Origin of the sequence: Paraburkholderia sp. J11-2 (assembly GCF_905220185.1) — a bacterium.
GTDB lineage: Bacteria > Pseudomonadota > Gammaproteobacteria > Burkholderiales > Burkholderiaceae > Paraburkholderia.
Map to the genome: position 1 here is coordinate 1 of NZ_CAJMYY010000046.1, position 23513 is coordinate 23513.

At 66.0% G+C, this 23513-nt stretch carries 21 protein-coding genes, 1 pseudogene and 1 riboswitch; of the genes and pseudogenes, 12 read left to right on the forward strand and 10 right to left on the reverse strand.

Annotation, left to right across the window (positions count from 1 at the left end; translation table 11 throughout):
* The first annotated feature begins 176 nt into the window (after positions 1-176).
* Complete coding sequence (locus U5A57_RS38490; protein ID WP_321917308.1) at positions 177-866, forward strand: CBS domain-containing protein; 690 nt, start codon at positions 177-179, stop codon at positions 864-866.
* A 122-nt stretch (positions 867-988) separates the two neighbouring features.
* On the opposite strand, the gene U5A57_RS38495 is transcribed toward U5A57_RS38490, so the two are convergent.
* On the reverse strand, positions 989-1852 hold the full coding sequence (locus tag U5A57_RS38495) for a universal stress protein (RefSeq protein WP_321917310.1): 864 nt from the start codon (positions 1850-1852) through the stop codon (positions 989-991).
* Positions 1853-2106: 254 nt separating this feature from the next.
* Here U5A57_RS38495 and U5A57_RS38500 point away from each other — a divergent pair, with 254 nt between their 5' ends.
* The 3 genes from U5A57_RS38500 to U5A57_RS38510 all read left to right on the forward strand — a co-directional run bounded on the left by U5A57_RS38500 (position 2107) and on the right by U5A57_RS38510 (position 3265).
* Complete coding sequence (locus tag U5A57_RS38500; protein WP_321917312.1) at positions 2107-2541, forward strand: Hsp20/alpha crystallin family protein; 435 nt, start codon at positions 2107-2109, stop codon at positions 2539-2541.
* A 64-nt stretch (positions 2542-2605) separates the two neighbouring features.
* Positions 2606-2845, forward strand: coding sequence for a UDP-glucose 4-epimerase (locus tag U5A57_RS38505; RefSeq protein WP_321917314.1), 240 nt, complete (start codon positions 2606-2608; stop codon positions 2843-2845).
* 69 nt (positions 2846-2914) lie between these two features.
* Positions 2915-3265, forward strand: a complete 351-nt coding sequence (locus U5A57_RS38510; protein WP_321917316.1) for a hypothetical protein — start codon at positions 2915-2917, stop codon at positions 3263-3265.
* A 9-nt stretch (positions 3266-3274) separates the two neighbouring features.
* On the opposite strand, the gene U5A57_RS38515 is transcribed toward U5A57_RS38510, so the two are convergent.
* The 6 genes and pseudogenes from U5A57_RS38515 to U5A57_RS38540 all read right to left on the reverse strand — a co-directional run bounded on the left by U5A57_RS38515 (position 3275) and on the right by U5A57_RS38540 (position 8656).
* On the reverse strand, positions 3275-3670 hold the full coding sequence (locus tag U5A57_RS38515; RefSeq protein ID WP_321917317.1) for a c-type cytochrome: 396 nt from the start codon (positions 3668-3670) through the stop codon (positions 3275-3277).
* Positions 3671-3750: 80 nt separating this feature from the next.
* On the reverse strand, positions 3751-4524 hold the full coding sequence (locus U5A57_RS38520) for a helix-turn-helix domain-containing protein (RefSeq protein ID WP_321917319.1): 774 nt from the start codon (positions 4522-4524) through the stop codon (positions 3751-3753).
* Positions 4525-4537: 13 nt separating this feature from the next.
* Entirely contained in the window at positions 4538-4945 is a 408-nt protein-coding gene (locus tag U5A57_RS38525; protein ID WP_321917320.1) for a response regulator transcription factor, read from the reverse strand.
* A gap of 125 nt (positions 4946-5070) precedes the next feature.
* Complete coding sequence (locus tag U5A57_RS38530; RefSeq protein WP_321917322.1) at positions 5071-5724, reverse strand: response regulator transcription factor; 654 nt, start codon at positions 5722-5724, stop codon at positions 5071-5073.
* A pseudogene (locus U5A57_RS38535) lies at positions 5721-6947 on the reverse strand (PAS domain S-box protein); the annotation flags it as partial. The pseudogene U5A57_RS38535 and the gene U5A57_RS38530, both read right to left, overlap by 4 nt.
* A gap of 269 nt (positions 6948-7216) precedes the next feature.
* Positions 7217-8656, reverse strand: coding sequence for an MBL fold metallo-hydrolase (locus tag U5A57_RS38540; protein ID WP_321917377.1), 1440 nt, complete (start codon positions 8654-8656; stop codon positions 7217-7219).
* Between the two features lie 241 nt (positions 8657-8897).
* Here U5A57_RS38540 and U5A57_RS38545 point away from each other — a divergent pair, with 241 nt between their 5' ends.
* Positions 8898-9335, forward strand: a complete 438-nt coding sequence (locus tag U5A57_RS38545; RefSeq protein ID WP_321917323.1) for a hypothetical protein — start codon at positions 8898-8900, stop codon at positions 9333-9335.
* A 96-nt stretch (positions 9336-9431) separates the two neighbouring features.
* Here U5A57_RS38545 and U5A57_RS38550 read toward each other — a convergent pair whose 3' ends face one another.
* The 3 genes from U5A57_RS38550 to U5A57_RS38560 form a co-directional block, all read right to left on the reverse strand.
* Positions 9432-10457, reverse strand: coding sequence for an Acg family FMN-binding oxidoreductase (locus tag U5A57_RS38550; RefSeq protein WP_321917324.1), 1026 nt, complete (start codon positions 10455-10457; stop codon positions 9432-9434).
* Positions 10458-10720: 263 nt separating this feature from the next.
* A complete protein-coding gene (locus U5A57_RS38555; RefSeq protein ID WP_321917326.1) occupies positions 10721-11614 on the reverse strand; it encodes an amidohydrolase family protein in 894 nt (297 codons plus the stop codon).
* A 60-nt stretch (positions 11615-11674) separates the two neighbouring features.
* Entirely contained in the window at positions 11675-12958 is a 1284-nt protein-coding gene (locus tag U5A57_RS38560; protein WP_321917327.1) for an MFS transporter, read from the reverse strand.
* Positions 12959-13098: 140 nt separating this feature from the next.
* On the opposite strand from U5A57_RS38560, the gene U5A57_RS38565 reads away from it, so the two are divergent.
* The 7 genes from U5A57_RS38565 (at position 13099) to U5A57_RS38595 (ending at position 23436) form a co-directional block, all read left to right on the forward strand.
* A complete protein-coding gene (locus U5A57_RS38565; protein ID WP_321917328.1) occupies positions 13099-13986 on the forward strand; it encodes a LysR family transcriptional regulator in 888 nt (295 codons plus the stop codon).
* Positions 13987-14502: 516 nt separating this feature from the next.
* Positions 14503-14649, forward strand: a riboswitch (guanidine-I (ykkC/yxkD leader).
* 56 nt (positions 14650-14705) lie between these two features.
* Positions 14706-15485, forward strand: coding sequence for an urea amidolyase associated protein UAAP1 (locus tag U5A57_RS38570; protein ID WP_321917330.1), 780 nt, complete (start codon positions 14706-14708; stop codon positions 15483-15485).
* 16 nt (positions 15486-15501) lie between these two features.
* Positions 15502-16155, forward strand: coding sequence for an urea amidolyase associated protein UAAP2 (locus U5A57_RS38575; protein WP_233888895.1), 654 nt, complete (start codon positions 15502-15504; stop codon positions 16153-16155).
* Positions 16156-16157: 2 nt separating this feature from the next.
* Positions 16158-19793, forward strand: coding sequence for a 5-oxoprolinase/urea amidolyase family protein (locus U5A57_RS38580; RefSeq protein ID WP_321917379.1), 3636 nt, complete (start codon positions 16158-16160; stop codon positions 19791-19793).
* Positions 19784-21268, forward strand: a complete 1485-nt coding sequence (gene atzF, locus U5A57_RS38585) for an allophanate hydrolase (RefSeq protein ID WP_321917332.1) — start codon at positions 19784-19786, stop codon at positions 21266-21268. The genes U5A57_RS38580 and atzF overlap by 10 nt, the downstream gene beginning before the upstream one ends.
* Positions 21269-21324: 56 nt before the next feature.
* Entirely contained in the window at positions 21325-22383 is a 1059-nt protein-coding gene (locus tag U5A57_RS38590; protein WP_321917334.1) for an ABC transporter substrate-binding protein, read from the forward strand.
* Between the two features lie 81 nt (positions 22384-22464).
* Complete coding sequence (locus tag U5A57_RS38595) at positions 22465-23436, forward strand: ABC transporter permease (protein ID WP_321917336.1); 972 nt, start codon at positions 22465-22467, stop codon at positions 23434-23436.
* Positions 23437-23513 lie beyond the last annotated feature (77 nt).

The following is a 23513-nucleotide window of genomic DNA, read 5'->3' on the forward strand; positions in this document are numbered from 1 at the left end:
ACAGGCGGCCAGCACGCATGCGTTGAAGGTCATCATCGAAATGTGATTCGCCATGGGCAACCGCGGGCTTTCCGCTGCCGGATAGCGGGCCGCGCGCTTGATTCAAGTCAATGCGCGCAGCCCGGCAATCTCTAAATTGAGTCATACCGGGGCGTTGGCCCTTAACGGAGGACCTCATGCAAGCATCAGACATCATGACGACGGACGTCATCACCGTGCGCCCCAATGCGTCGATTTTCGAGGCGGCGACGCTGCTCGCCGACCATCACATCAGCGGCATTCCGGTCGTCGACGATAGCGGAGCCGTTGTCGGCATTCTCAGTGAAAGCGATTTGCTACATCGCGTGGAAACGGGCACCGGCAAGCCGCAGCGAAGCTGGTTTGGGGAATTCCTCCATTCGACGCGCAAGCTCGCGGGCGAGTACCTGAAGGAAAACGCGGTGAAGGTGGACGACGTCATGACCGCCAATGTCGTTTCGGTTTCGCCTTCCACGCCACTCAGCGAGATCGCCGATGTGCTCGAACGCCTTCGAATCAAGCGGGTGCCGGTGCTGGATCAGGGCAAGCTCGTGGGTATCGTCAGCCGTGCGAACCTGATCCGCGCGCTGGCGAGCGCGGCGCGCCCCGATCAGGCAGGGCTCGTTTCGGACGAGACCATCCATCGCGACGTGATTCAGGCGCTCGCCGGGCATCGCTGGGCAATGCCGGCGGAGAACGTCGTCGTGAAGGAGGGCGTTGTCCACTTCTGGGGTACGGTGAACTCGGAGGAGGAGCGCAAGGCGATACTCGTCTCGGCGCAGCTCGTGCCCGGCGTCAAGGGTGTCGAGGACCATCTCGGCTACCCGGTGGTGTTCACGCCGATGTAAGAAAGGCGGACGCGTTCAGGCGTGGGGAAGGCTGGGCCAGCAACACGACTGGCCCGGTTTTTTTGTCGGGCTTCGCCGTCGTGCTGCTTCCCGTGTGTCGACGCTCGGCGTGTGGCGCTGCGTCAGTGCGACATGAGCACCGGCAGCGTCATCGTGGCCAGGATCGAGCGTGTGGCGCCGCCCAAAACGAGTTCCTGCAGGCGCGCGTGACCGTATGCCCCCATCACGAGCAGATCGTAGCCGCCGTCTGCCGCAAAACTGAGCAGCGCGTCGCCCGTGGCTGCGGCGGCGTCGCGGTCGAACCGGGTGATTTCGACCTTCGTTGCGCCATGGCGCGCAAGCATGGCCGCGAGGTCGGCACACGACGCTTGCCGCTCGGCAGGCACGATGGACGTAGAAGCGGACAGAGAAGCGGTTGCAGAAGCGGCCACGATGGTCACGTGGGCCGCCCGCGCGATGAAAGGCATGGCGTCGTGCACGGCGCGCGCGGCCTCGCGGCTGCCGTTCCAGGCCACGAGCACGCGCTCGCCCACCGACTCGAAGCTGCCTGCATACGGCACGACCAGCACGGGGCCGCCCGCGCCAAGCAGCACGGTCTCCGTAAAGTGCTCAGCAATATAGGATTCCGGATCGTCCCGATCGGTTTGCCCCACGATCACGAGGTCGGCGCTCCGGCTGCGCTGCATGACCGCCGTGACCGGATCCCCCTCGGCCGTCACCCAGGCGCCATCGACCTGCGCTCGCAACAGCTCGGCTCGAAAGAGGCGCTCGATCGCGCCGCGTTGTTCGCGCCGCAGCTTGCGGTGCGTGTCGTAATAGTCGGCCGTGCCGGCCATCACGTAAAACTCGCGCGGGCGCGGCTCGAACGCCGCGAACAGTCCATCCAGATGCGCGCCAAACCGGCGGCCCAGCTTCAACGCAAGCGCGAGACGCGCGCTTGCGCGTGCGCTCGTGTCCATGTGCACCATGATCGTCTTGTAGCTCATCGTGATCTCCAGCGAACGGGGGCGTTCCACCGCCCCTCGAGGCGGAGAAAGTGATTCGAGTCTAGGGACGGCGGGCTCGTTGCGATTGATTTGAATCAACCATCTCTTCCTGGCGAAATAGGTCGCCCCTGGAACCCGGAAAAAAGGAGACATTGAGGCAGATCAATCGGAAACGGCAGTCCGTGCGTAGATTGAATACAGCGCGACGCTTCGCAGAGTTCGTGCGCCACGCAAGCCGAAAAGGAGGCAAGGCAATGAGCAATCTGACACGTTATGACCCGTTTTCCATGGAGCCTGTTTCGGACCTCTTCCAGGGGCTGTTCCGGCCAATGCGCGGCGTGCTGGCCGCCGAGGAGAGCGAACTCGCGACGATCAAGCTCGACGTTACGGAAAGCGAGAAGGCCTACACGGTCAAGGCCGAGATGCCGGGTGTCGACAAAAAGGACATCGACGTGAAGATCGACGGGAATGTGGTTTCGATTCACGCGAAGGTCGAGCGCACGACCGAGCAGAAGGAAGGCGAGCGCGTCATTCGCCGCGAACGGTACAGCGGCGCCTTCGCACGCACGTTCTCGCTTGCCAGCGATATCGACGAAAGCAGCGCCAACGCGCAGTATCAGGATGGCGTGCTCTCGCTCACGCTGCCGAAAAAGGCGCCTGCGGAACAGAAGCGACTGCAGATCCAGTGAGCCATGGCGCGCGCCATTGTGCCGCAGGCGCATTCGCTGCGCGCCTTCTTGGGAGAACGAAATCATGTCACTTACCGGCCATATCGACTCGGGCGCCTGGAGCGTTCAGGCCCGCACATCGCCGGCTCCGCAGGGCGGCTTTCTCTGTGAAGTCAGCGTCACGCACGGTCCACAAACGCAGTGCTTCTCCCACGCGTTTGCGCATCATCGCGTGTTTGAAACCGAGCGAGAGGCGGTGCTCGAGGGGTTGCGCGAAGGCATGGTGTGGATCGACCTGAAAATCCATCACGCGTTCGAAGTGTAGAAAGGCCTGCCTGGAGGCAGTAGCGAGCCTTCGGGTAGCGACGATGCCGACTTCTGAAGGGGCGCGGCGATGGGACTCGGGATGCAAATCGTCTATCTGGGTTTCGCCGGTTCATCTGCCCTCGAGGCGGAAGCCGGCGTTCAGTTGCTGCGCCTCGAGCGGTTCAGCGGCGTGCTGGCAGGGTGTCATCTCGCGATCGAGCGAATGCACTCCGTGCAGCCGGGAAGCTGCCGCCCGGCCTATGACGTTCGTCTCGACCTCGTTTCGACTTCGAGGCAACTCGCGCCGCTTGGCCATTGCGAAGGTGACGACCCTGTGGCTGCCATGCGTGCGGCATTCGACGCCGCCGAGCGCCAACTGGGTTCAGCCGCGCCCGCAGGCGCCGTTTACCGAAACGGTGCGCCGCGCGGCGATCACTGATCGACGCCACTACTGGCTCAGTACCCACTGAACGAGCGTATGCGCGTCTTCGGCCGATAGCGGGCCGCCGCGGTCTGCGGGCAGCGGCATGGCCATGTCGCCCCAGTGGGGCTTGCCGCCGTGCCTGAGCTTGTCTTCGAGCATGACCTCGGCATTCGGCTTGTTGCGGTAGCGCTCGGCGATCTGGTGAAACGACGGCGCGAGAAATGGCGCATCCGACGTGTGGCAGAACATGCAGTGCTGCTGATCGACAAGCTCGGTGGGTTCGGCAAGCTGCGCGTGCGCAGCACCGGCATACAGCGCCACCGCGCATACCGCTGCGGCGTGAAACAGGATCGTGTTCGCGCGCGCGTGGAGCGACGCAATCACCGGGAGGCAAGCAACAGGTGCAGGACGGCGTGGCATCGAATGTCTCCTCGAGTGCAGCCGGGGAGCGCAGTGCCGCCGGCCAGATGCATGAATGAAATAAAAAGCGGCGCCGTGCGTCACACGCGCGCGAGCCCTTCCAGATCGACGAGGCGAATCTGCTTGCCATTGGGCTCGACGAGGCCTTCGCGCTGAAAGCGCGAGAACATCCGGCTCACGGTTTCGAGCTTCAGGCCGAGAAAGCAGCCGATTTCCTCGCGGCTCATCTTCAGGTTGAGTTGCGCGCCGGAGTAGCCGCGCGCCTGGAAGCGCGCGGCGAGATCGAGCAGAAACGCGGCGAGGCGCTGTTCGGCGGTCATCGTGCCGAGGAGCATCATCAGGCGCGACTCGCGCACGATCTCGCCGCTCATCAGCCGGTAGAGGTGGCGCTGCATGCGCCGGCTCTCGCGGCAAAACGTTTCGAGTTGGCCGAACGGCATGATGCAAACCGTGCTGTCTTCGAGTGCAATGGCGTCGCAGCGGTGTGTGCCGGAGCAAACGCCGTCGAGCCCGAGCGGCTCGCCCGGAATCTGGAAGCCCGTGACCTGCTCGCGCCCGTCCCGATGCATGACGACCGTCTTGAACGATCCGGTACGGACGGCGTAGAGGCTCTGGAAGGCGTCGTGCGCGCGAAACAGCGTTACGCCGCGGTGCACGGTGCGCGTGGTGAGGACCACGGTGTCGAGTTGCCGGAGTTCTGCGGCCGTGAGGTCCGGCGGCATGCAGACCGCACGCAGCGAGCAGCTCGAGCAGCGCGCAGCGGCGTCGCGCTCGGCGGGCTGCGGCGACACGACGAGCCAGGGCGGGGATAGCGGCGTGGACAGTGAGGATTCGCAGGCTGCCTCGGCATACATGATCGTCTCCCGTTCAGCGCGCGGGGGCGGCGCGCCGGTTCACTAGCGCTTCAATGGCTTCGCAAGCGGCTTCGAACTCAGACGTCTTGTCGAAGAAAAAATGGGCTCCCGCTCGTTGGCAGGCGGTGCGAAACGGTGCGGCGGAGTGATTCGTCAGCACGACCGTCACGACCGAGGGTTGCTCGTGAGCCAGCAGGGACAGCAATTCGATGCCGCTGCCGCTCGCAAGCCTCAAATCGACCACCGCGACGTCCGCACCGCTTTGCGCGATGCCGGTCAGGGCGCTGGCCGCATCCTCGGCTTCGCCAATCACGCTCACATCCGGAATGGCCGACAATGCCTCGGCGATCTTCCTGCGCACTGCGGTCGCATCCTCGACCAGGAAAACCTGCAGGCGCGTGCGGACAGGACTGGCTTTCATGTAGCCAGTATTGGCAACGCCGTCTCAAAAAAATATCGGCGGCGATGGAAATTGACGTACGCGGAACGGAAGGCCTGTAGGGCGATTCCTACAGTCATGCGGCAATCGGCCGCGACACCCGAGGGTCAGACTTCGTCGGGATCGTCGATGAGCTTGTGCCGCATCGCGTAGCGCACGAGCGCGGCTTCGTGCGGCATCTGCATCTTCTCGAGAATGCGCACCTTGTAGGTGCTGACGGTTTTCGTACTCACGCAGAGTTCCTGCGCGATTTCAGTAATGGTCTGGCCTGCCGCAATACGCCGGAACACCTCGAACTCGCGGTCGGAAAGCCGCTGGTGGGGAAGCGTGTCGGCCGGCTCCTTCAGGCTTTGTGCGAAGCGCTCGGCCATCGTCATGCTGATATAGACGCCACCGGAAGCGATCTTCGTCACGGCGGTGACCAGCTCCGTGCTGGCGCATTCTTTGGTGAGATAACCCGACGCGCCCGCCTTGAAGGCGCGCACCGCGTATTGCTGCTCGGCATGCATGGTCAGCACGAGAATGCGCAGTTCGGGCTTTTCGTCCTTGATCTGCTTGATGAGATCCACGCCGCTGCGTCCCGGCATCGAGAGGTCGAGCACCAGGACCTGGGCTGCGCGCTCTCGCACGAGCGCGAGTGTGGTCGCGCTGTCACAGCCTTCGCCTACGACTTCGAACTGCGTGTCGCGCTCGCTTTCCAGTATGCGGCGCAGACCGTCACGCATGAGCGCATGGTCGTCGGCGATGATCACCTTGATCATGATGCGGCTCCTTCCGGAAGCAGGGCAGGGAGGGCGAACGTGATCGTCATGTCAAAGCCCTTTCCGGGCGCGGTCGCAATGGCAACGGTGCCGTCGAGCATGTGGGCTCGCTCGCGAATGCCGAGCAGGCCAAACGACTTGTCTCTCAAGGCGTTGCGCTGCGCGTTGGGTGGATCGGCGGGATCGGCGCTGGCGCCCACGCCGTCGTCGGCAATGCGCAGCACACAGCGTGGCCCATCCACCTTGAGCGTAATCTCGACGAAATTCGCTTCGGCATGGCGGGCGACATTGGTCAAGGCTTCCTGAACGATGCGAAAGAGCGCCGAGGAGGCGGCGTTCGAAAACATCGTGGCATCCGCATCCAGGTCGCGCTCGACGGCGATGCCGTAGCGGCTCGTGAAGTCGTTCGCCAGCCACTCGATGGCGGGCACGAGGCCGAGGTCGTCGAGCATGACCGGCCGCAGGTCGGCCGCGATGCGCCGCAAGGCAGCCACGGTCGCGTCGATCAGGTTGCGCATGCCGGCGAGGCGCGCGGGCACATCGGTGGCGTCATCCTCCCCGAGGCGGCGCTCGAGCGCGGCGAGGTCGATCTTGAGCGCCGTGAGCTGCTGGCCGAGATAGTCATGCAGTTCGCGCGCGATGCGGGTTTTTTCGGCCTCGCGCACGTTCTGGAGATTGGCCGACAACTCGCGCAACTCCTCGCGCGAACGCTTGAGCGCTTCCTCGGCGCGCACGCGTTCGGTGATATCGCGCAGCATGACCGTGAAAAGCTTGCCCGAACCGTCACGGATCTGCGAAATCGATGCTTCGATCGGAAACTCCTCGCCATTGGCGCGCACCCCGTAGAGCACACGTTGCGGGCGGCCCATCTGGCGCTCGGTGACGCCTGTCTCGCCAAACTGTTCGACATGCTGCGCGTGCGCCGCCCGGAACCGCTCGGGAATGAAGCGCGAGAGCGGCGAGCCGATCGCCTCCCTGGCGGACAGGCCGAACACCTGTTCGGCGGCTGGATTGAAGATCAACACACGCTGGGTTTCGTCGACAGTGACGATCGCTTCCATCGACGAACGGATGATCCCGAGCATGCGGGCTTCGTTGAGCCGCGCGTCGCCGGCCGCCCTCGCAGGCGCCGGGTTTGCGCGCACGAGGCGTTGCGCGAGAAGCGCGAGCGCGGCGGCGCCGAGCGCGCCCGCGAGCGCAATGGCCATGGCGCAGGCAGAACTTGCCGGGCCCGCGCCTTTTGCGGCGCGCGCGCGGGGGTCAGCGCGCGGGCCCATGACGACCGTCCGGAGCGCGATGCGGGCGCGAGATCGATGCGAAGGCCATTCGCATATGAAGTGTCGGCTTCAATGGGCGGGACACAAGTATTCCGTATCACAGGGATCCATGCCGATTTTATGAGCCACTGGAAACCGTGTCCCAAAAAAATTTCACGCTCGTCGTCCGTGCTTGCGAGGTGTGCCGGCGCGGCGTGCCGTGTTCCGGCAGCATTTCAGGGCGTGGCGCCTGCCTCCTGCTCGGGCGCCAGTTCGTCCGGCGGGCACGGCGGGCAGGGATACGGTCGCACGGCTTGCTCGGCAAGCTCGAACGACTGTCCGAATTCCGGCACGCAGCAATCCCAGTGCAGTGTCTCGGCGATGCGCCGGCGCAAGGCATCGGCCGCTGCGGGCTCACCGTGCGTCACGAACGTGCGAAGGGGCGGGCACGTCATGCCCGCGAGCCAGCGCAGGGTTTCCCGGTAATCGGCATGCGCAGAGAGCGAGGTGATCGAGGAGATCTCTGCGCGCACGCGCACGTAGTCGCCGTGCAGCTTGATGGTGGGCGCATGGGCCTCGAGCGCCGCGCCGCGCGTGCCGGGCGCCTGGTATCCGACGAGCGCGATCGTGTTGCGCGGGTCCGATGCGTACAGGTTCAGATGGTGCAGAATGCGGCCGCCAGTGGCCATGCCACTGCCGGCAATGATGACCATGGGGCCGTGGCGCCCCGCAATGGCCTTTGACTCCTCCACCGTTCGCGCCATGAACGCCGCATGATCGATGGCGTGCACTTGCGGGAGTGTCAGCCGATGATCGCTCATATGACGCCGGTACAGGTCGGTCACGCCAATCGCCATTGGGCTGTCGAGGTAGACCGGAACATTCGCCATGCGCCCCGACTGCTTCAGCCGCGCGATGTAGTAAAGGACTTCCTGCGCGCGTCCCACCGCGAAGCAGGGCATGACCACGATGCCGCCGCGGGCGAAGGTGCGCGCGAACATCGCTGCGAGTTCGTCCTCGGGGTTCAGCGCGTCGTGCAGCCGGTCGCCGTAGGTCGATTCGACCACCAGATAGTCCGCATGGACCGGTGGGGAAGGCGCGCGCACGATCGGATCGTCGGGGCGCCCGAGGTCGCCGGAAAACGCGGTGACCGTATGCCCGTTGCACAGCACCACGCTCGCCGCGCCAAGGATATGGCCCGCGGGCAGCAGCCGAAACGTCAATTGCTCGCCGAGCGCAACGGGTTCATCGAACGGGCGCGGCGCAATGAGCCGCAGTGCCTGTTCGGCGTCTTCCAGGGTGTAGAGCGCAAGGGCGGGATGGTGTTTGGAGAAGCCGTGGCGGTTTGCAAACGCCGCGTCTTCCTCCTGTAGCCGTGCGCTGTCGCGCAGCATGATGCCGCACAGGTCCGCGGTTCCGGGCGTGCAATAAACCGGGCCGCGATAGCCGTTGCGCGCCAGGACGGGCAGGTAGCCGCAATGGTCGATATGCGCGTGCGTGAGGATGACGGCGTCGAGCGAGTCGGCCGCAAAAGGCAGTGGGTCCCAGTTGCGCAGCCGCAGGTTTTTGGTGCCCTGGAAAAGCCCGCAGTCGACCAGCACCCGCTTGCCTCCCGCCTCCAGCAGGTAGCGCGACCCGGTGACCGTTTGTGCCGCGCCCAGAAACGTCAGCTTCATCATGCTCTCCTCGCTTCACGCGCCATGTGCACGCCCGATATCGATTGGAACGCGCGCCTGCGCGCCGGCTTTGACTTGAATCAGACAAACAGGCATCGCCCCGGGCCGCCTCTCCTTGAGGCAGATCAATCGCAACGCGTCATCCGATTCGTACATTGGAGTCGGTGGCACGCGGTGCGCGGGCCGAGATTCCGGCGGGGGCGAAATGGGGAGCAGGTTGTCGTCTGGCAGGGCGCTTGTTTTGATCCTGTTGATTGCAACGCTTTCGGCTTGTACCGCTTACCGCGATACGCGCCACGGAGAAAACGTCGCATTCCGCCGTTCGGAAACCGAACTGGCAGCGCGACGCGAGCAGAGCGCGATCCGTTGCTCGGCCCCCGACGACTGCGCACAGGCCTGGACCCGCGCCCTGGTTTTCGTCCAGCGGCACTCGCCCACGCCCATCGAACGTGCGACCGACGATACGATCGAGACGCGCATGCCGCATGAATTCGGCATCGCCTACTTCTGGGCGGTGCGTCAGAGGGCCGCGGATGGAACCACGACGATACGGCTCAAGGGCTTGTGCCGCGGCATGTACAGCAGCGACAACGGCCCTGGCTGGCTCTATGCGCGCTGCGCCGAACAGCTTGAGGAGGCGCAGCTCGACTTCGTGCGCGAAGTGAGCGGCGTCAGATAAGGACGAACGTGGAGGCTCGCTGCGGTCCAGCGCAAGCGGGCGGCGGCTGAATGTCCAACGTCAGGCGAAGCGCCGCCCGAGGCGATGAATGAAGACCTACGCCACGACTTCGCTCAACGGGCGGCGCGGCGACGGCGCATCGGGCGTGCCGTGTCCGATGCGCAGCAGGACCTGCGGACAAACGGCTCCCGGCATGCCAAGCAGCGCACTCAGCCGCGCACGCAGTTCGGCCACCTCGATCGGTTGGTTCAAGTAAGAAGCGCACAGTCCGTGCGAAGTCAGCACCAGCAGCACCCGCTCGAGCGCCTCGCCCGCCGCGAGCCAGGCCTGCGCATCGTCGACGCTCGTCGCGATGCTCAGCAGCAGGGGCGACGCCGCCGCCAGCTCCCGGTGGGTCGCCGCCACGCCGCCACCCACGTCGAATGTGCGTATCGCGGAGGCGGCAAGCGGTGTTGCGAAGTCGAGCAGGGAACCGAGTCCGGCCGCGTAGGACGGCATGCCGTCGCCAGTGTGGCGCGGGTGGATCCATTTCGCGAGTTCGCGGCGGAACCTGGGGTCGGCGAACTGCCGTTGGTCGGCTTCGGCGACGAGGTCGGCGATCGCCTCGCGCGTTCCGGCTTCGGTTGCGCACGCAACTTCCACGCCCTCGGCACGGGCTGCGTCGATGAGTTCGCGTTCGACGGCCGCAGCGACCGGCACCGGAGAAAACGGGCGACGTGTGGTGACCCGCCGGGCAATGGCGCTCACGAGCGCCGCCAGCTCCGCGCCAACGGGACGCTCGCGAAGCAGGCGCACATCGGCGAGCAGGTCGGGATCGAGGCTCGCTGGAAAAAGCGTGATCGCATAGCCAATGCCCAGGCTCGCGAGCGCCACGCGCAGATTGAACAGCGCCGCACCGCAACTGATGATCAGCTCCCGATCGTACGGATCGACAACGGGCAGCGCCCGTAGCCGGTCGGCGCACAGCAGGATCCGGTCGCGGCTGGCGACGAAGCGCCACGGCTGGCTGTTGTGGCTCGACGGGGCGAGCGTTGCGTGGCGCACGGCGTAACGCAACGCGTAGTCGTCGAGCTTGTCGAGTGGCGTGGCGCTGGCGGCAGGGTCGTGTGGCTTGTCGAGCATGGTGTATCCCGACTCTCAATGGCGCGGGGCGCCCGGTGAAATCAGTGCGGCATGATTGAGAAAGCCGCCAACAAGGGCGGCGTGGGATCAGTCTAGGTGCCGACGCGGGGTCGCGATTGACTTGAGTCAACCCTACGCGGATAGCGCTGGTTTCTGATGAGCAGATAGCCGTCCGCGCTGTGCTGCACTTGCGTGGTCTCTGGCGCGCCTGAGGTGTTTAGCGTGCGAAGCCAGGACGAACGCCGCGCGCTAGAAGCTAGAAACTAGAAACGAAACAGTTCCACCGCCGACGTCGTGAGAATCGTCCGTCTGGCTGCCTCGTCGGGAATCCACCGCTGCAGCGCGTTCGCGGCCGCGGCGTAGTCGACGAGGTGGCGATGCTGCGTATGGGGCCAGTCGCTGCCCCAGACGAGCCGTTGCGCGCCGAATGCATCGAGCAGCGCCGCTGCGAGTGCGATTGCGCTTTCGGTGCCGCACGCGCCTTGCACGCTGCGATAAGCGGCGGAAAGCTTGACCCACACGTCGCCGGACGACGCCTTCGACACCAGATGGCGAAAACCGGGATCGTCTACGCCGCGCGCGGCATCTGGACGGCCGAAGTGATCGACCACGACCGTGCAGCGGTGCGCGAGCAGCGCGTCGAGCACATAGGGCAAATCGGCGGCGTGCACCTGCACTTCGACATGCCAGCGCAGCGCGTTGAGCCGCGAAAGAAGTGCCGACCACCGGCGGCCATGAAAATCGGGCAACGGCACACCGATCAAATTCAGCCGCGCCCCGACGACATGCGCGGCATTCAGCGCCTCGAGTTCCTTGTCGCCGACTTCCGGATCGACGACAGCGACACCGCGAAAGCGCCGCGCATAGCGCTTCGACACTGCCGCCAGAAACGAATTGTCGACGCCAAGAAAGCTCGGCTGCACGAGCACGCCGTGAGACATGCCGTGACTATCGAGCTGGTCGACGTACTGATCGAGCGTCGCGTCGTAGTCGGGAGCGTGACGGCGCTGCGCGGCAAGGGGCAGCCCCTGCACGAATATGTGCGCATGCGAGTCGATGCCGGTCACGCACGATGCTGCTGTATCGAGCCACGCGGCGTTCTTTCCGGAGAGGCCCAGGAAAGGATCGGCGGCGGTTGCGGGCAAAGTGAGGTCCATCGTGTGTTCAGTCTGGGAGTCGGTTCAATGGTCGGCGGGTGGCGACGGGAAGGCGCGCACTCAGCTGCGCGAAGCGGCAGGGGCGTCGGTCCGCGCGCCGCTTTGCGCGGAGGTCGCCATGCGGCGGCCGCGTGTCTCGGGCAGCAGCAAGGCCGCGATAACGACGACGCCATACGCCACGCCTGCATCGATGCCGAGCGCCGCGCCGAGCGACATCGAACTGCTCATATGGCCGATCAACACCGGAAAACCCGCCGATACGATGCGGCCGAAGTTGTAGCAGAACCCGACACCCGTGCCGCGCACGCCCTGCGGATACAACTCGTTGAAGAGTGCGCCGAGCGTCGCTGGAATACCCGCCGAGAACAGCCCGAGCGGGAAGCTCAGGATCAACATGGTGGTGTCGCTGAGCGGCAGGAACGTGTAGATGTTGACCATCACCGCGCAGCACACGGCAAAGAGGATCACGTTCCGGCGTCGCCCGATGCGGTCCTGCAGCCAGGCGCTCACGAAGCAGCCGACGATGAACGCGACAATGACAACGGCCAGGTAGCCGCCTGTACCCAGCACTGAGAGGTGGCGCTCGGTCTTGAGGTAAGTCGGCAGCCAGGTGGTGATCGCGTGATAGCCGCCATGCGCGCCGAGCCCGATCAGGGCGCCGACGAGGGTCGTGCGAATCACGGCGGGATCGAAAATGCCCGCGGCAATGCTGAAGACGCCGCGCTGGCCACGTTCGTCGCTCGCCGTCTGCGCCTCGCGAGGCGGCTCGACGATGTTGCGGCGCAGGTACAGCACGAGCACCGCGGGCACGAGACCGATCGCGAACAGCACACGCCAGGCCCATTGCGGCGACACGAACGAAAAGACCAGCATATACAGCAGCACCGCGCCGCCCCAGCCGAAGCCCCAAGCGCTTTGCACGATACCCATCGCCTTGCCGCGATGCTTCGGGTTCATCGTCTCGCTGAGGAGTACGGCGCCAGCCGTCCACTCGCCGCCGAAACCAATGCCTTGCAACGTCTTCAACACCAGCAACTGGTCGAAGTTCTGCGCGAACGCGCTTAAGAATGTGAACAGCGAGAACCAGACGACGGTGATCTGCAGGGCCCGCACGCGGCCCACGCGGTCAGCCAGAATGCCCGCGAGCAGGCCGCCTAGCGCACCGGCTACGAGCGTTGCGCCGCCGATCAGTCCGGCCTGGCCCTTGCTGATGCCCCACGTTGCCAGCAGCGACGGAATGACGAGGGAAAAGACCTGCGTGTCGACGCCGTCGAGCGCCCAGCCTGCGAAGCAGCTCCACAACGTTCTCTTTTCGAGGGGTGTGATGTCCCGGTACCAGCGCATGGTCGTCTCCTTGTGCGCGCCGCTGGGCGCGGCGGCCGGGGCTTGATCAGCACGGCCGCTGTTAATTGGTGGAGGTCATTCTAAAAAAGGCGGGAATGCGCGCATACTATGGAAATGTTGTTCTTTCATAGCATTTTGATATGGAATCTGTCCGCACGCTCAAGTATTTCCTCGCTGTCGTCGACGCCGGCAGCGTCACTGGCGCGGCCAGCCAGCTGGGCATGGCGCAGCCCGCGCTCAGTCAGGCCATCACGCGGCTGGAACAGGACCTTGGCGTGAAGCTGCTGGCGAGAACGCGCCGCGGCGCGGCGCTGACGCCAGCGGGCGAGGCGATCGTCGACGACATCCGGCTGAGCGTGTCGCGCATCGAGGCGGCCGAAAGGCGTGCCCGCGATATCGGCGCGCAGCGTGGCGGGCGGCTCGCTATCGGCTTCGCGTCGGCGGCGCTGTTCGAGGTGATGCCCAAGGCGATCGCGGCGCTGCGCCGCGCGGTGCCCAACGTCGAACTGACGCTGCGCGAAATGAGCAACGCGGAGCAGGCCAGCGCACTCGATTCGGGCGAGATCGACATTGGCCTGCTGCATACGCCGGTTGCCGTGAGCGGTCGAATGCGCGAGAAGCTGATCGTGCGCGAGCGGCTGCTGGCGGTCGTGCACGAGTCGTATCCGCTCGGCGCCGACGGCAAGCTTGGCCTCGCGGATCTTGCACGCATCGGGCTGGTCTGGTTTCCGCATGGCCAGTTGCCGGTGGTGCGCGCGGGCATCCTGAGCGCGTTTCGCAAGTTCGGCTGCGAGGCCAATATCGTGCAGGACGCCAATCGGTCGCTCACCGTGCTCGCTTGCGTTGCGGCAGGGTGCGGCGCTTCGTTGCTGCCGGAATCCGTCAAGGCGCTCCAGTTTTCCGGCGTGCGCGTATGTGAAGTGCGCGAGGGCGGCGCGCTGCCGTTCTTCGAACTCAGCGCGATCTGGCCACACCGGTCTCGGCCCACGCTCGCCGACAAGTTCGCTTCGTTGCTCAGTTCGCGTTGAACCGATCAATCAGGAAAGGCGTGGCTGCGGCCGTGCCGTTGCGGGCGCGCGCCCCGGGTGACGGTACGCTCGAAGGGCGAGCAGCCTCTATTCACGTTTCGCGTTTGAAGTCGCACGCGGCGCGAGTTCGATAAAGCGCGCGGCAAACACGACATAGAGGAACTGGCGCAGGCGCGCGGCGAAGTGCGGGACGGGTTGCATGGCGAGTCTCGTTGGACGCATGGGCAAGTGAATGAGCGGGCTGCGTGAGCCGCATGCAAACGCAATTCACATGCCATTGGACTTTCGCGCCTGCGCGGCGCTGCATGGGCAGGCGCGCCGCCCCGTCGCGGTGCCTGGCCCCGCAACATGGTGCACGCACTGCACTGCGATTGCGCGGACGTGGCGCGTTCTGGCGCGTGCCACGCGCCCACTCGCGCCGCGAGGGCGCGTCGAGGCGGGCTTCAACGCACCCAGACAGACTTGGCACAGAACTCGCTAAATAGCCTGGCGAGAGGTGCGAAGCAATTTGCATCATCTTAGGATCGCTAGGGTTCCGGTCGGCGCAACGCATGAGTTCATGCCGCGTGTTCGATGCCTGGTCCGAGAGCAATCCGGTCTCGTCTCCCACCTTGCCTGCAAGGCGGCGATGAGGCTCCACGGAGGGATAAAAGCCCGGGAGGTCGCGATGTCGTTCGGTCGCCCTCTCACGCTTTTTCCCTTCGCAAACCGGAGCCTCCATGCCGACCCGCTTCTCTTCTGCCTGCGCGCAGCCTGACCTGCCAACCGCCTTGCCACCCGTGGACGTGCTGTGGGAAACCGTGATTCCCGCCGGCGCGCATTGGTCGGGCATCCTGCGCCGTGGACTTGCGTTGCGCGTAATCGACCTCGAAGGCGGCGCGAATCTCGCCGCCGTGTTCCACCGCCAGGAAGATCCGCTGGAACGCTACAACATGGCCGACACGCTCAAGGCGCAGCACACGGCCCATCTCACGCGCGGCCATGCGCTTTATACCGACATGGGCCGCGTGATCGCCTCGATTACCGCGGATACGCTCGGCTGGCACGACCCCCTCGGCGGGGTGGGTGACGCGACGCTCTCCATGCGCAAGTATGGCGAGCGGCGCTACCAGGCACACCGAAACGACATGATCCGCAACGGCCGCGACAGCCTCGTGCTCGAACTCGCGAAATACGGCTTGGGCGCGCGCGATCTCGTGGCCAACGTCAACTTCTTCAGCAAGGTGGCCGTGGGCGAGGACGGCTCGCTCGAATTCGTGCCACGCCACTCGCAGGCGGGCGCGGCGTTCGACCTGCGCTTCGAGATGAACACGCTCGCGGCGTTTTCAACGGCCCCACACCCGCTCGACCCGCACGGCGAGTACGCGCCGAAGCCGGTGAAGCTCGTTGCCTGGCGCGCCTACGCGGCGGACGCGGCCGCCAGCGCCGACGACCTGTGCCGCACGGCCTGCGCCGAGAACGAGCGCGGCTTCATCAACACCGACCGTCTGTTCGCCTGAGCGCAAAGGATCTGTCATGCCGATCATCGAAAGCGCGCTCGACGAGCGCAATGCCCATACCGATTTCACTCTGCCTGCGGGCGAGCCGTGGATGCACGACATGAAGCGCGGCGAAACGCTGCGCATCGTCGACCTCGAAGGCAACCAGGCCGTCGATACCCTGTTCTACAGCAGCGCCGATCCCACCGAACGCTACAGCGCCCAGGACACCATTCGTGCGCAGCGCAACCTTTATCTGAGCGCGGGCAGCGTGCTCATGTCGAACCGCGGCGCGCCGCTGCTCACCATCGTCGCCGATACGTGCGGCCGCCACGACACGCTTGGCGGCGCCTGCGCGGCCGAGAGCAACACCGTGCGCTACGCGCTCGAAAAACGCCACATGCACAGCTGCCGCGACAGCTACCTCAACGCGCTTGCGCACTGCACGTGCGGCGTGGGCGCGCTGCTCGGCAAGCGCGACATCGTCAGCAACATCAACTTCTTCATGAACGTGCCCGTTACGCCGCTTGGCAAGCTCACGTTCGAAGACGGCATCTCCGCGCCCGGCAAATACGTGGAAGTGCGCGCGGAGCAGGACGTGACGGTGCTGATCTCGAACTGCCCGCAGCTGAACAATCCGTGCAACGGCTATAACCCGACGCCCGTGCGTCTGCTCGTGTGGGGGGCATGACGATGGCGTTCGACAAGGTTCTCATTGCCAACCGCGGCGAGATTGCGTGCCGTGTGATCCGCACGCTCAAGCGTTTGGGCATCGCATCCGTCGCCGTGTATTCCGAAGCGGATCGCCACGCCATGCACGTCATGCTCGCGGATGAAGCTATCTGCATCGGGCCTGCGCCCGTTGCGCAGAGCTATCTGAACGCCGAGGCCATTCTCGCGGCGGCGCAACGCACCGGCGCCCAGGCCGTGCATCCGGGCTATGGCTTTCTCTCCGAGAACGCCGCGTTCGCGGGGGCTTGCGAGCGAGCAGGCATCGCCTTCATCGGCCCGCGCGCCGAGCAGATGACGGCCTTCGGCCTCAAGCACACGGCACGCGACATCGCGCGTGCCAACGAAGTCGCGCTGCTGCCTGGCACGGGTCTGCTGCCCGACGTGGCGGCGGCGCTCGAAGCAGCGCTCACGCTTGGCTACCCCGTAATGCTCAAGAGCACGGCGGGCGGCGGCGGTATCGGCATGTCGCTGTGCCGCGACGCCGCGCAGCTCGAAGCCGCATTCGCCTCGGTTGTGCGGCTTGGCGAAAGCAACTTCGCTAACGCGGGCGTGTACCTGGAAAAGTTCGTCGAGCATGCGCGCCATATCGAAGTGCAGGTGTTCGGCGACGGCCGGGGCAGCGTGATCTCGCTCGGCGAGCGCGACTGCTCGGTGCAGCGGCGCAACCAGAAGGTGATCGAGGAAACGCCCGCACCGGGCCTGACCGACGACGAACGCCGCGCATTGCACGCCACGGCCGTGCGCCTCGCGAAAGCGGTGAGCTATGCGAGCGCGGGCACGGTGGAGTTCGTGTTCGACACGCAAACCCGCGCGTTCTATTTCCTCGAAGTGAACACGCGGCTTCAGGTGGAGCACGGCGTGACGGAAGAGGTGTACGGCATCGACCTCGTGGAATGGATGATCCGCCAGGCCGAAGGCACGCTTGCGCCGCTCGACGCGCTCGCACCCGCCGATACGCTCGCCCCGCGCGCGGCGAGCATCCAGGTGCGCGTCTACGCCGAAGATCCGAACCGCCAGTTCCAGCCGAGTTCGGGCCTGCTCACGCACGTAGCGTTTCCCGCCGGAGCGCGCGTGGACACGTGGATCGACGCGGGCACCGAAGTCAGCGCGTTCTACGATCCGCTGCTCGCGAAGATCATCGCCACCGGCGCAACGCGCGACGCGGCGCTCGCGAAACTCGGCGACGCGCTCGCGCACACGCAGCTTTACGGCATCGAAACAAACCTCGACTATCTGCGCGCGATCGTTGGGTGCGCAACGTTCGTGGCGGGCGAGCAGACCACGGGCTTTCTCGGCCGCTTTCTGTTCGCGCCGCACACGATCGACGTGCTCGACGGCGGCGTGCAAACCACCGTGCAGCAGACGCCGGGCCGCCTCGGCTACTGGGACGTGGGCGTGCCGCCCTCCGGCCCGATGGACGACCGCTCGTTCAACCTGGCCAACGAACTGCTCGGCAACGCGCCCGACGCAGCGGGGCTCGAGTTCACGATGGTGGGCGCGACGCTGCGCTTCAACACGGAAACGCTGTTCGTGCTGGGCGGCGCGCCCCTTGCGGCCACGCTGGACCGTGAGCCGGTGCCGTACTGGCAGGTGGTGCGCGCGGGCGCGGGCATGGTGCTCAAGCTCGGCGGCGTGACGGGCGCGGGTGTGCGCGCATGCCTCGCGGTGAAGGGCGGCTTGCAGGTGCCCGACTATCTCGGCAGCAAGGCGACCTTCACGCTCGGCCAGTTCGGCGGCCACGCGGGCCGCGCGCTGCGCAAGGGCGATGTGCTCCATCTCGCCCCAGGGGCAGGCAGGGGCGCGGCGACCGAAGTGGGCGCACGGCTCGCGGCGCAGCGCGTGCCGGCGCTCACGCACGAGTGGGAGCTGGCGGTGCTCGACGGCCCGCACGGCGCACCCGACTTCCTCACGCGCGACGACATTGCGATGCTCTACGAAGCGCGCTGGACCGTGCACTACAACTCCAGCCGCACAGGGGTGCGCCTGATCGGCCCGAAGCCGCAGTGGGCGCGTGCGGACGGCGGCGAGGCCGGCCTGCATCCCTCCAACATCCACGACAACGCCTATGCGATCGGCGCCGTGGACTTCACGGGCGACATGCCGGTGATTCTCGGCCCGGACGGCCCTAGCCTGGGCGGCTTCGTGTGCCCGGTCACGGTGATCGGCGAGGAACTGTGGAAGCTCGGGCAACTGCGCCCCGGCGATACGGTTCGGTTCGTGCCTGCTGCGCCTGCCGCCGTTGCCGCCGTGAAGGGGAACGCGCACGAATGCGTGCTCTATCGTGACGAACAGGCGGGCGAGGGCGAGGGCGTGGTCTATCGCCGCTCGGGCGACCGCAATCTGCTGATCGAATACGGCCCTTCCGTGCTCGACCTGAAGCTGCGCTTCCGGGTGCATGCGCTGACGAACTGGCTCGAAACGCACCGCCTGCCCGGTATCGTCGATCTCACGCCGGGCATCCGTTCGCTGCAGGTGCATTTCGACCCCGCCGTGCTCACGCTCGACACGCTGATCGCGCATCTGCAGGATGCCGAAGCAATGCTGCCAGCCGTCGATGCCATGCGCGTGCCGAATCGCGTCGTGCACCTGCCGCTCTCGTGGGACGACCCGTCCACCCGCGTGGCCATCGAGCGCTACATGCAGTCCGTGCGTCCCGACGCCCCGTGGTGTCCGAGCAATATCGAGTTCATTCGCCGTATCAACGGTCTTGCGAGCATCGACGACGTGAAGCGCATCGTGTTCGACGCGCGCTACCTCGTGCTCGGCCTCGGCGACGTCTATCTCGGCGCACCTGTGGCGACGCCCGTCGATCCGCGTCACCGGCTCGTCACCACCAAGTACAACCCGGCGCGCACGTGGACGCCCGAGAACGCCGTGGGCATTGGCGGCGCGTACATGTGCGTGTACGGCATGGAGGGCCCCGGCGGCTATCAGTTCGTGGGCCGCACCGTGCAGATGTGGAACCGCTATCGCACGACAACCGAGTTCGCGCCGGGCAAGCCGTGGCTGCTGCGCTTCTTCGACGAAATCCGCTTCTTCGAGGTGAGCGAGGCCGAACTCGCGGAGTGGCGCAGCGAGTTTCTCGCGGGGCGGCGCAGCCTGCGCATCGAGGAATCGGTGTTCGACCTCGGCGAGTACGAGCGCTTCCTGCACGACGAGGCGGCCTCGATCGCCGCGTTCAAGACCACGCAGCAAGCCTCGTTCGAGGCCGAACGCGAGCGCTGGCGCGAAGCGGGTCAGGCCGAGTACGTCGCCGAAGGCGCAGCAGACGAAGCAGCCGGCGCCGCACGCGCCGCCGAAGCCCTGGCCGACGACTGCCGCGCAATTGGCGCCGACGTATCGGGCAGCGTGTGGAAGCTGCTCGTCGCCGCGGGCGAGCGCGTCGAAGAGGGCCAGGACCTGGCCATCCTCGAATCGATGAAGATGGAAGTGACCGTGACCGCAAGCGCGGCCGGCGTGATCGACGCGCTGGATTGCGCGGCCGGCGACGCCGTGGTGGCGGGGCAGCGTTTGATGGTGATCCGTGTGGCGTCCGAAACATCGGGCGATCCCGCACACGCAACCGCCGTGAGCGGCGAGGAGGCCGCATGCCAATGAATCCGCATAACGACGACCTGCCCATGACCCTCGCGGCGCTGCGCGCGCGCTACCTGGACGGCAGCCTCACGCCGGCGCAACTCGTCGAACGCATTGCCGCGCGCACCGGCGGCGACGATCCGCATCGCGTATGGATACGTGCGCTCACGCGCGACGAGATGATGCGTTACGCCGACGCGCTGTCGCAACGCGATCCCGCCACGCTGCCGCTCTACGGCGTGCCGTTCGCGATCAAGGACAACATCGACCTCGCGGGCGTGCCGACCACGGCCGGTTGCCCCGCTTATGCGTATATGCCGGAGCGCAGCGCGCCCGTGGTCGAGCGCCTGATCGCGGCGGGCGCGATTCCCGTGGGCAAGACCAACCTCGACCAGTTTGCCACGGGCCTCTCGGGCCAGCGCTCGCCCTATGGCGCGTGCCGAAATGCGCTGGACCCGGAGTACGCCTCGGGCGGTTCCAGTTCGGGCTCGGCCGTGGCCGTGGCGCTCGGCCTCGCCGCGTTCTCGCTGGGTACCGACACGGCGGGCTCGGGCCGCGTGCCGGCGGCGTTTCATGGTCTCGTGGGTCTCAAGCCGACCAAGGGCGTGCTGAGCACGCAGGGCGTGGTGCCCGCGTGCCGCTCGCTCGATTGCGTTTCGATCTTCGCGCACTCGGCGAACGACGCGCAGCGCGTGTTCGAGTGCGCGCGCGGCGTAACCGAGGACGACCCGTATGCACGCGCCTGGCAGCCAACCGGTCGCGAGCGCGCAACACTTGCCGGCGTGCGCTTCGGCGTGCCGCGTGCGGCACAGTTGAGCTTCTATGGCGACGCTTCCTATGCGGCGGCGTTCGACGCGGCGCTCGCGAAGCTGCGCGCGGCCGGCGCCGAACTCGTGGAGATCGATTTCGAGCCGTTCCTCGCCACGGCGCGGCTGCTCTACGAAGGCCCGTTCGTGGCCGAGCGCCTTGCCGCCATCCGGCCGTTCTTCGAGGCGCAGCCCGAAGCGCTGCATGCTGTCACGCGCGAGATCGTGGGCGGTGCAATGCGCTGGAGCGCGGCCGACACCTTCGCGGCGTTCGACCGTCTCGCGGCGCTGCGCATGGAAAGCGAGCGCGTGTGGCCGCGGATCGACGCGCTCGTCACGCCGACTTCACCCACCACATCCACAATCGCCGAACTCGAAGCGGACCCCATCGGCGTGAATGCGCGCTTCGGCTACTACACCAACTTCGTGAACCTGCTCGACTTGAGCGCGCTCGCCGTGCCAGCGGGCGTGTGCGCAAGCGGTCCGCACACGGGCAAACCATTCGGCATCACGTTCGTTGCGCGCGCACACGACGACGCGTACCTGCTCGACCTGGCCCGCGCGTGGCTGGGCGAGCGCGCCGCGCTGGCGCACGCCCCCGGCATCAGCGCTCAGGGCGGCTCGCACGCGTGTCGCGCGGCGCTGGCCGAGGCAGGGTCGCATAGCGCAAGCGGGAGCGCCGAAGCATGAAACCCCACGCCACTACGTCAAGAAAACCGTTGCACTTTCACTCCTGGAGATTCGCCATGAAGATGACGCACGTTCCGTTCGCAACCCACGCAGACAACGCACGCCACGCAACATCTGCCGCACCGCTGCGCCGTTGGGCGCTGCGCGCCGCCAGCGCGCTCACACTGGCCACGGGCCTGTTCGCGGCCGGCGTACAGGCCGCGGCTGCCGCGCCGCTGCGCATCGGCTACAGCGACTGGCCGGGCTGGGTGGCGTGGCAGGTGGCCATCGACAAAGGCTGGTTCAAGGAAGCCGGCCTCGACGTGAAGTTCGACTGGTTCGACTACGCGGCCTCGATGGACGCCTTCGCGGCCAACAAACTCGACGCCGTGCTCGTCACCAACGGCGATGCGCTCACGATGGGCGCGAACGGCGCGAAGAACGTGATGGCGCTCATCACCGACTACTCGAACGGCAACGACATGGTCATCGCCAAGCCGCCCGCACGCAAGATCCAGGACCTCAAGGGCAAGAAGATCGGCGTGGAGTTCGGCGTGGTCGATCACCTGCTGTTGCTCGACGCGCTCCAGCGTGCAGGGATGAAGGAGGGCGAAGTCACGCTCGTGAACGCGAAGACCAACGAAACGCCGCAAGTGCTGGCTTCTTCCGACGTCTCGGCCATTGCAGCATGGCAGCCGAACGCGGGCGAAGCGCAGCGCGCGGTGCCGGGTGCGCGGCCCGTGTTCACCTCCGCCGACGAGCCGGGCCTCATCTACGACGTGCTTGCCGTGAACCCTGTGAGCCTCGCCGCGCACAAGGCCGACTACGAAAAGCTCGCTAAGGTCTGGTACCGCGTGGTGAAGTACATCGACGACCCGGCCACGCAGCCCGACGCCGTCAAGATCATGGCCGCGCGCGTGGGCCTCACGCCGGCGCAGTATCTGCCGCTGCTCAAGGGCACGAAGCTGCTCACGCTGCCCGAGGCGCAACACGCCTACGTGAAAGCCGACGGATTTGGCTCGCTCTACGGATCGAGCCATGTCGCCGACGCGTTCAACGTGAAGTACCAGGTCTACAAGACCTCGCAGGACGTGAACACGTATGTGGACCCCTCCCTCACGAGCGCACTGAAGTAAGGCAGCGAGTCATACAGGGCCTGTTCTCGACGTGAAATCAGCGTGAACAGGCCCTGGCAGCAGAACGTCAAGGAGAACATCATGGCCGAAATCAGCCAGACCGGATGGTTTGCCGTACGCCGCGAGCTTTCGCCGCGCGGCAAGTGGATGTTGGGCATCGGCTCGTTTCTGTTGCCGGTGCTCGTGTGGTGTCTCGTGAGCTATGTGCCGTTCGTCTGGCATCCGCAAGTGTTGATCACGCAGCCGGGCAGCGTGGACTATTTCCAGCCCGGCATGCGTGTCGACAAGGCCGTGTTCGCCGACGAACTCAACCATGCGCGCGAAACCCACGCCGCGCTGCCGGAGGGCATGCCCGCGAACCCGGTGTATCTGCCCGCGCCGCACGAAGTGCTGCGCGCGTTCTATACCGCGTTCACGACACCGCCCGTCGCTCAGGACGGCGTGTGGCTGCATCAGAGCCTCTGGCACAGCGTGCAGATCATCTTCTGGGGCTTTGTGTTCTCGTCGCTGATTGGCGTGCCGCTCGGCATTGTGTGCGGCACCTATAGCGTGCTCGCACGGCTGCAGGAGCCGTTCTTCGAGTTCTTCCGCTATTTGCCGGCGCCCGCGTTCGGCGCGCTGATGGTGGCCGTGCTCGGGATTTACGACGCGCCGAAGATCGCCATTATCGTGATCGGTACGCTGTTCCAGCAGGTGCTCATCATCGCCAACACCACGCGCAAGCTCGAATATGGCCTGCTCGAAGCGGCGATGACGCTCGGCACCACGCGGCTGAAACTGCTCACGCACGTTGTGGTGCCCGGCATTCTCCCCGATCTCTATCGCGACCAGCGCATTTTGCTCGGCTGGGCGTGGACCTACCTGATCGTCGCGGAACTCGTTGGCACGAGCTCGGGCATCACGTGGTACATCACGCAGCAGGCGCGTTATCAGCACTTCGACAACGTCTACGCGGCGATCATGATGATCGGCATCATTGGCCTCGGCACCGATCTCGTGCTGGCATTCCTCGGCCGCAAGCTGTTTCCGTGGGATCGCACGCTCAAGGCCTGACGCGCGGCGCAATCGCCTGCATGTGTGCGCAACGACACGCATTTCGAAACGCATTCTGGATCATCAAGGACCGCATC

Excerpts from the sequence above, each read along its gene's own strand:
- U5A57_RS38490 (WP_321917308.1), top strand. The coding sequence starts at position 177 with ATGCAAGCATCAGACATCATGACGACGGACGTCATCACCGTGCGCCCC.
- U5A57_RS38495 (WP_321917310.1), bottom strand. The coding sequence starts at position 1,852 with ATGAGCTACAAGACGATCATGGTGCACATGGACACGAGCGCACGCGCA.
- U5A57_RS38500 (WP_321917312.1), top strand. The coding sequence starts at position 2,107 with ATGAGCAATCTGACACGTTATGACCCGTTTTCCATGGAGCCTGTTTCG.
- U5A57_RS38505 (WP_321917314.1), top strand. The coding sequence starts at position 2,606 with ATGTCACTTACCGGCCATATCGACTCGGGCGCCTGGAGCGTTCAGGCC.
- U5A57_RS38510 (WP_321917316.1), top strand. The coding sequence starts at position 2,915 with ATGGGACTCGGGATGCAAATCGTCTATCTGGGTTTCGCCGGTTCATCT.
- U5A57_RS38515 (WP_321917317.1), bottom strand. The coding sequence starts at position 3,670 with ATGCCACGCCGTCCTGCACCTGTTGCTTGCCTCCCGGTGATTGCGTCG.
- U5A57_RS38520 (WP_321917319.1), bottom strand. The coding sequence starts at position 4,524 with ATGTATGCCGAGGCAGCCTGCGAATCCTCACTGTCCACGCCGCTATCC.
- U5A57_RS38525 (WP_321917320.1), bottom strand. The coding sequence starts at position 4,945 with ATGAAAGCCAGTCCTGTCCGCACGCGCCTGCAGGTTTTCCTGGTCGAG.
- U5A57_RS38530 (WP_321917322.1), bottom strand. The coding sequence starts at position 5,724 with ATGATCAAGGTGATCATCGCCGACGACCATGCGCTCATGCGTGACGGT.
- U5A57_RS38540 (WP_321917377.1), bottom strand. The coding sequence starts at position 8,656 with ATGAAGCTGACGTTTCTGGGCGCGGCACAAACGGTCACCGGGTCGCGC.
- U5A57_RS38550 (WP_321917324.1), bottom strand. The coding sequence starts at position 10,457 with ATGCTCGACAAGCCACACGACCCTGCCGCCAGCGCCACGCCACTCGAC.
- U5A57_RS38555 (WP_321917326.1), bottom strand. The coding sequence starts at position 11,614 with ATGGACCTCACTTTGCCCGCAACCGCCGCCGATCCTTTCCTGGGCCTC.
- U5A57_RS38560 (WP_321917327.1), bottom strand. The coding sequence starts at position 12,958 with ATGCGCTGGTACCGGGACATCACACCCCTCGAAAAGAGAACGTTGTGG.
- U5A57_RS38565 (WP_321917328.1), top strand. The coding sequence starts at position 13,099 with ATGGAATCTGTCCGCACGCTCAAGTATTTCCTCGCTGTCGTCGACGCC.
- U5A57_RS38570 (WP_321917330.1), top strand. The coding sequence starts at position 14,706 with ATGCCGACCCGCTTCTCTTCTGCCTGCGCGCAGCCTGACCTGCCAACC.
- U5A57_RS38575 (WP_233888895.1), top strand. The coding sequence starts at position 15,502 with ATGCCGATCATCGAAAGCGCGCTCGACGAGCGCAATGCCCATACCGAT.
- U5A57_RS38580 (WP_321917379.1), top strand. The coding sequence starts at position 16,158 with ATGGCGTTCGACAAGGTTCTCATTGCCAACCGCGGCGAGATTGCGTGC.
- atzF (WP_321917332.1), top strand. The coding sequence starts at position 19,784 with ATGCCAATGAATCCGCATAACGACGACCTGCCCATGACCCTCGCGGCG.
- U5A57_RS38590 (WP_321917334.1), top strand. The coding sequence starts at position 21,325 with ATGAAGATGACGCACGTTCCGTTCGCAACCCACGCAGACAACGCACGC.
- U5A57_RS38595 (WP_321917336.1), top strand. The coding sequence starts at position 22,465 with ATGGCCGAAATCAGCCAGACCGGATGGTTTGCCGTACGCCGCGAGCTT.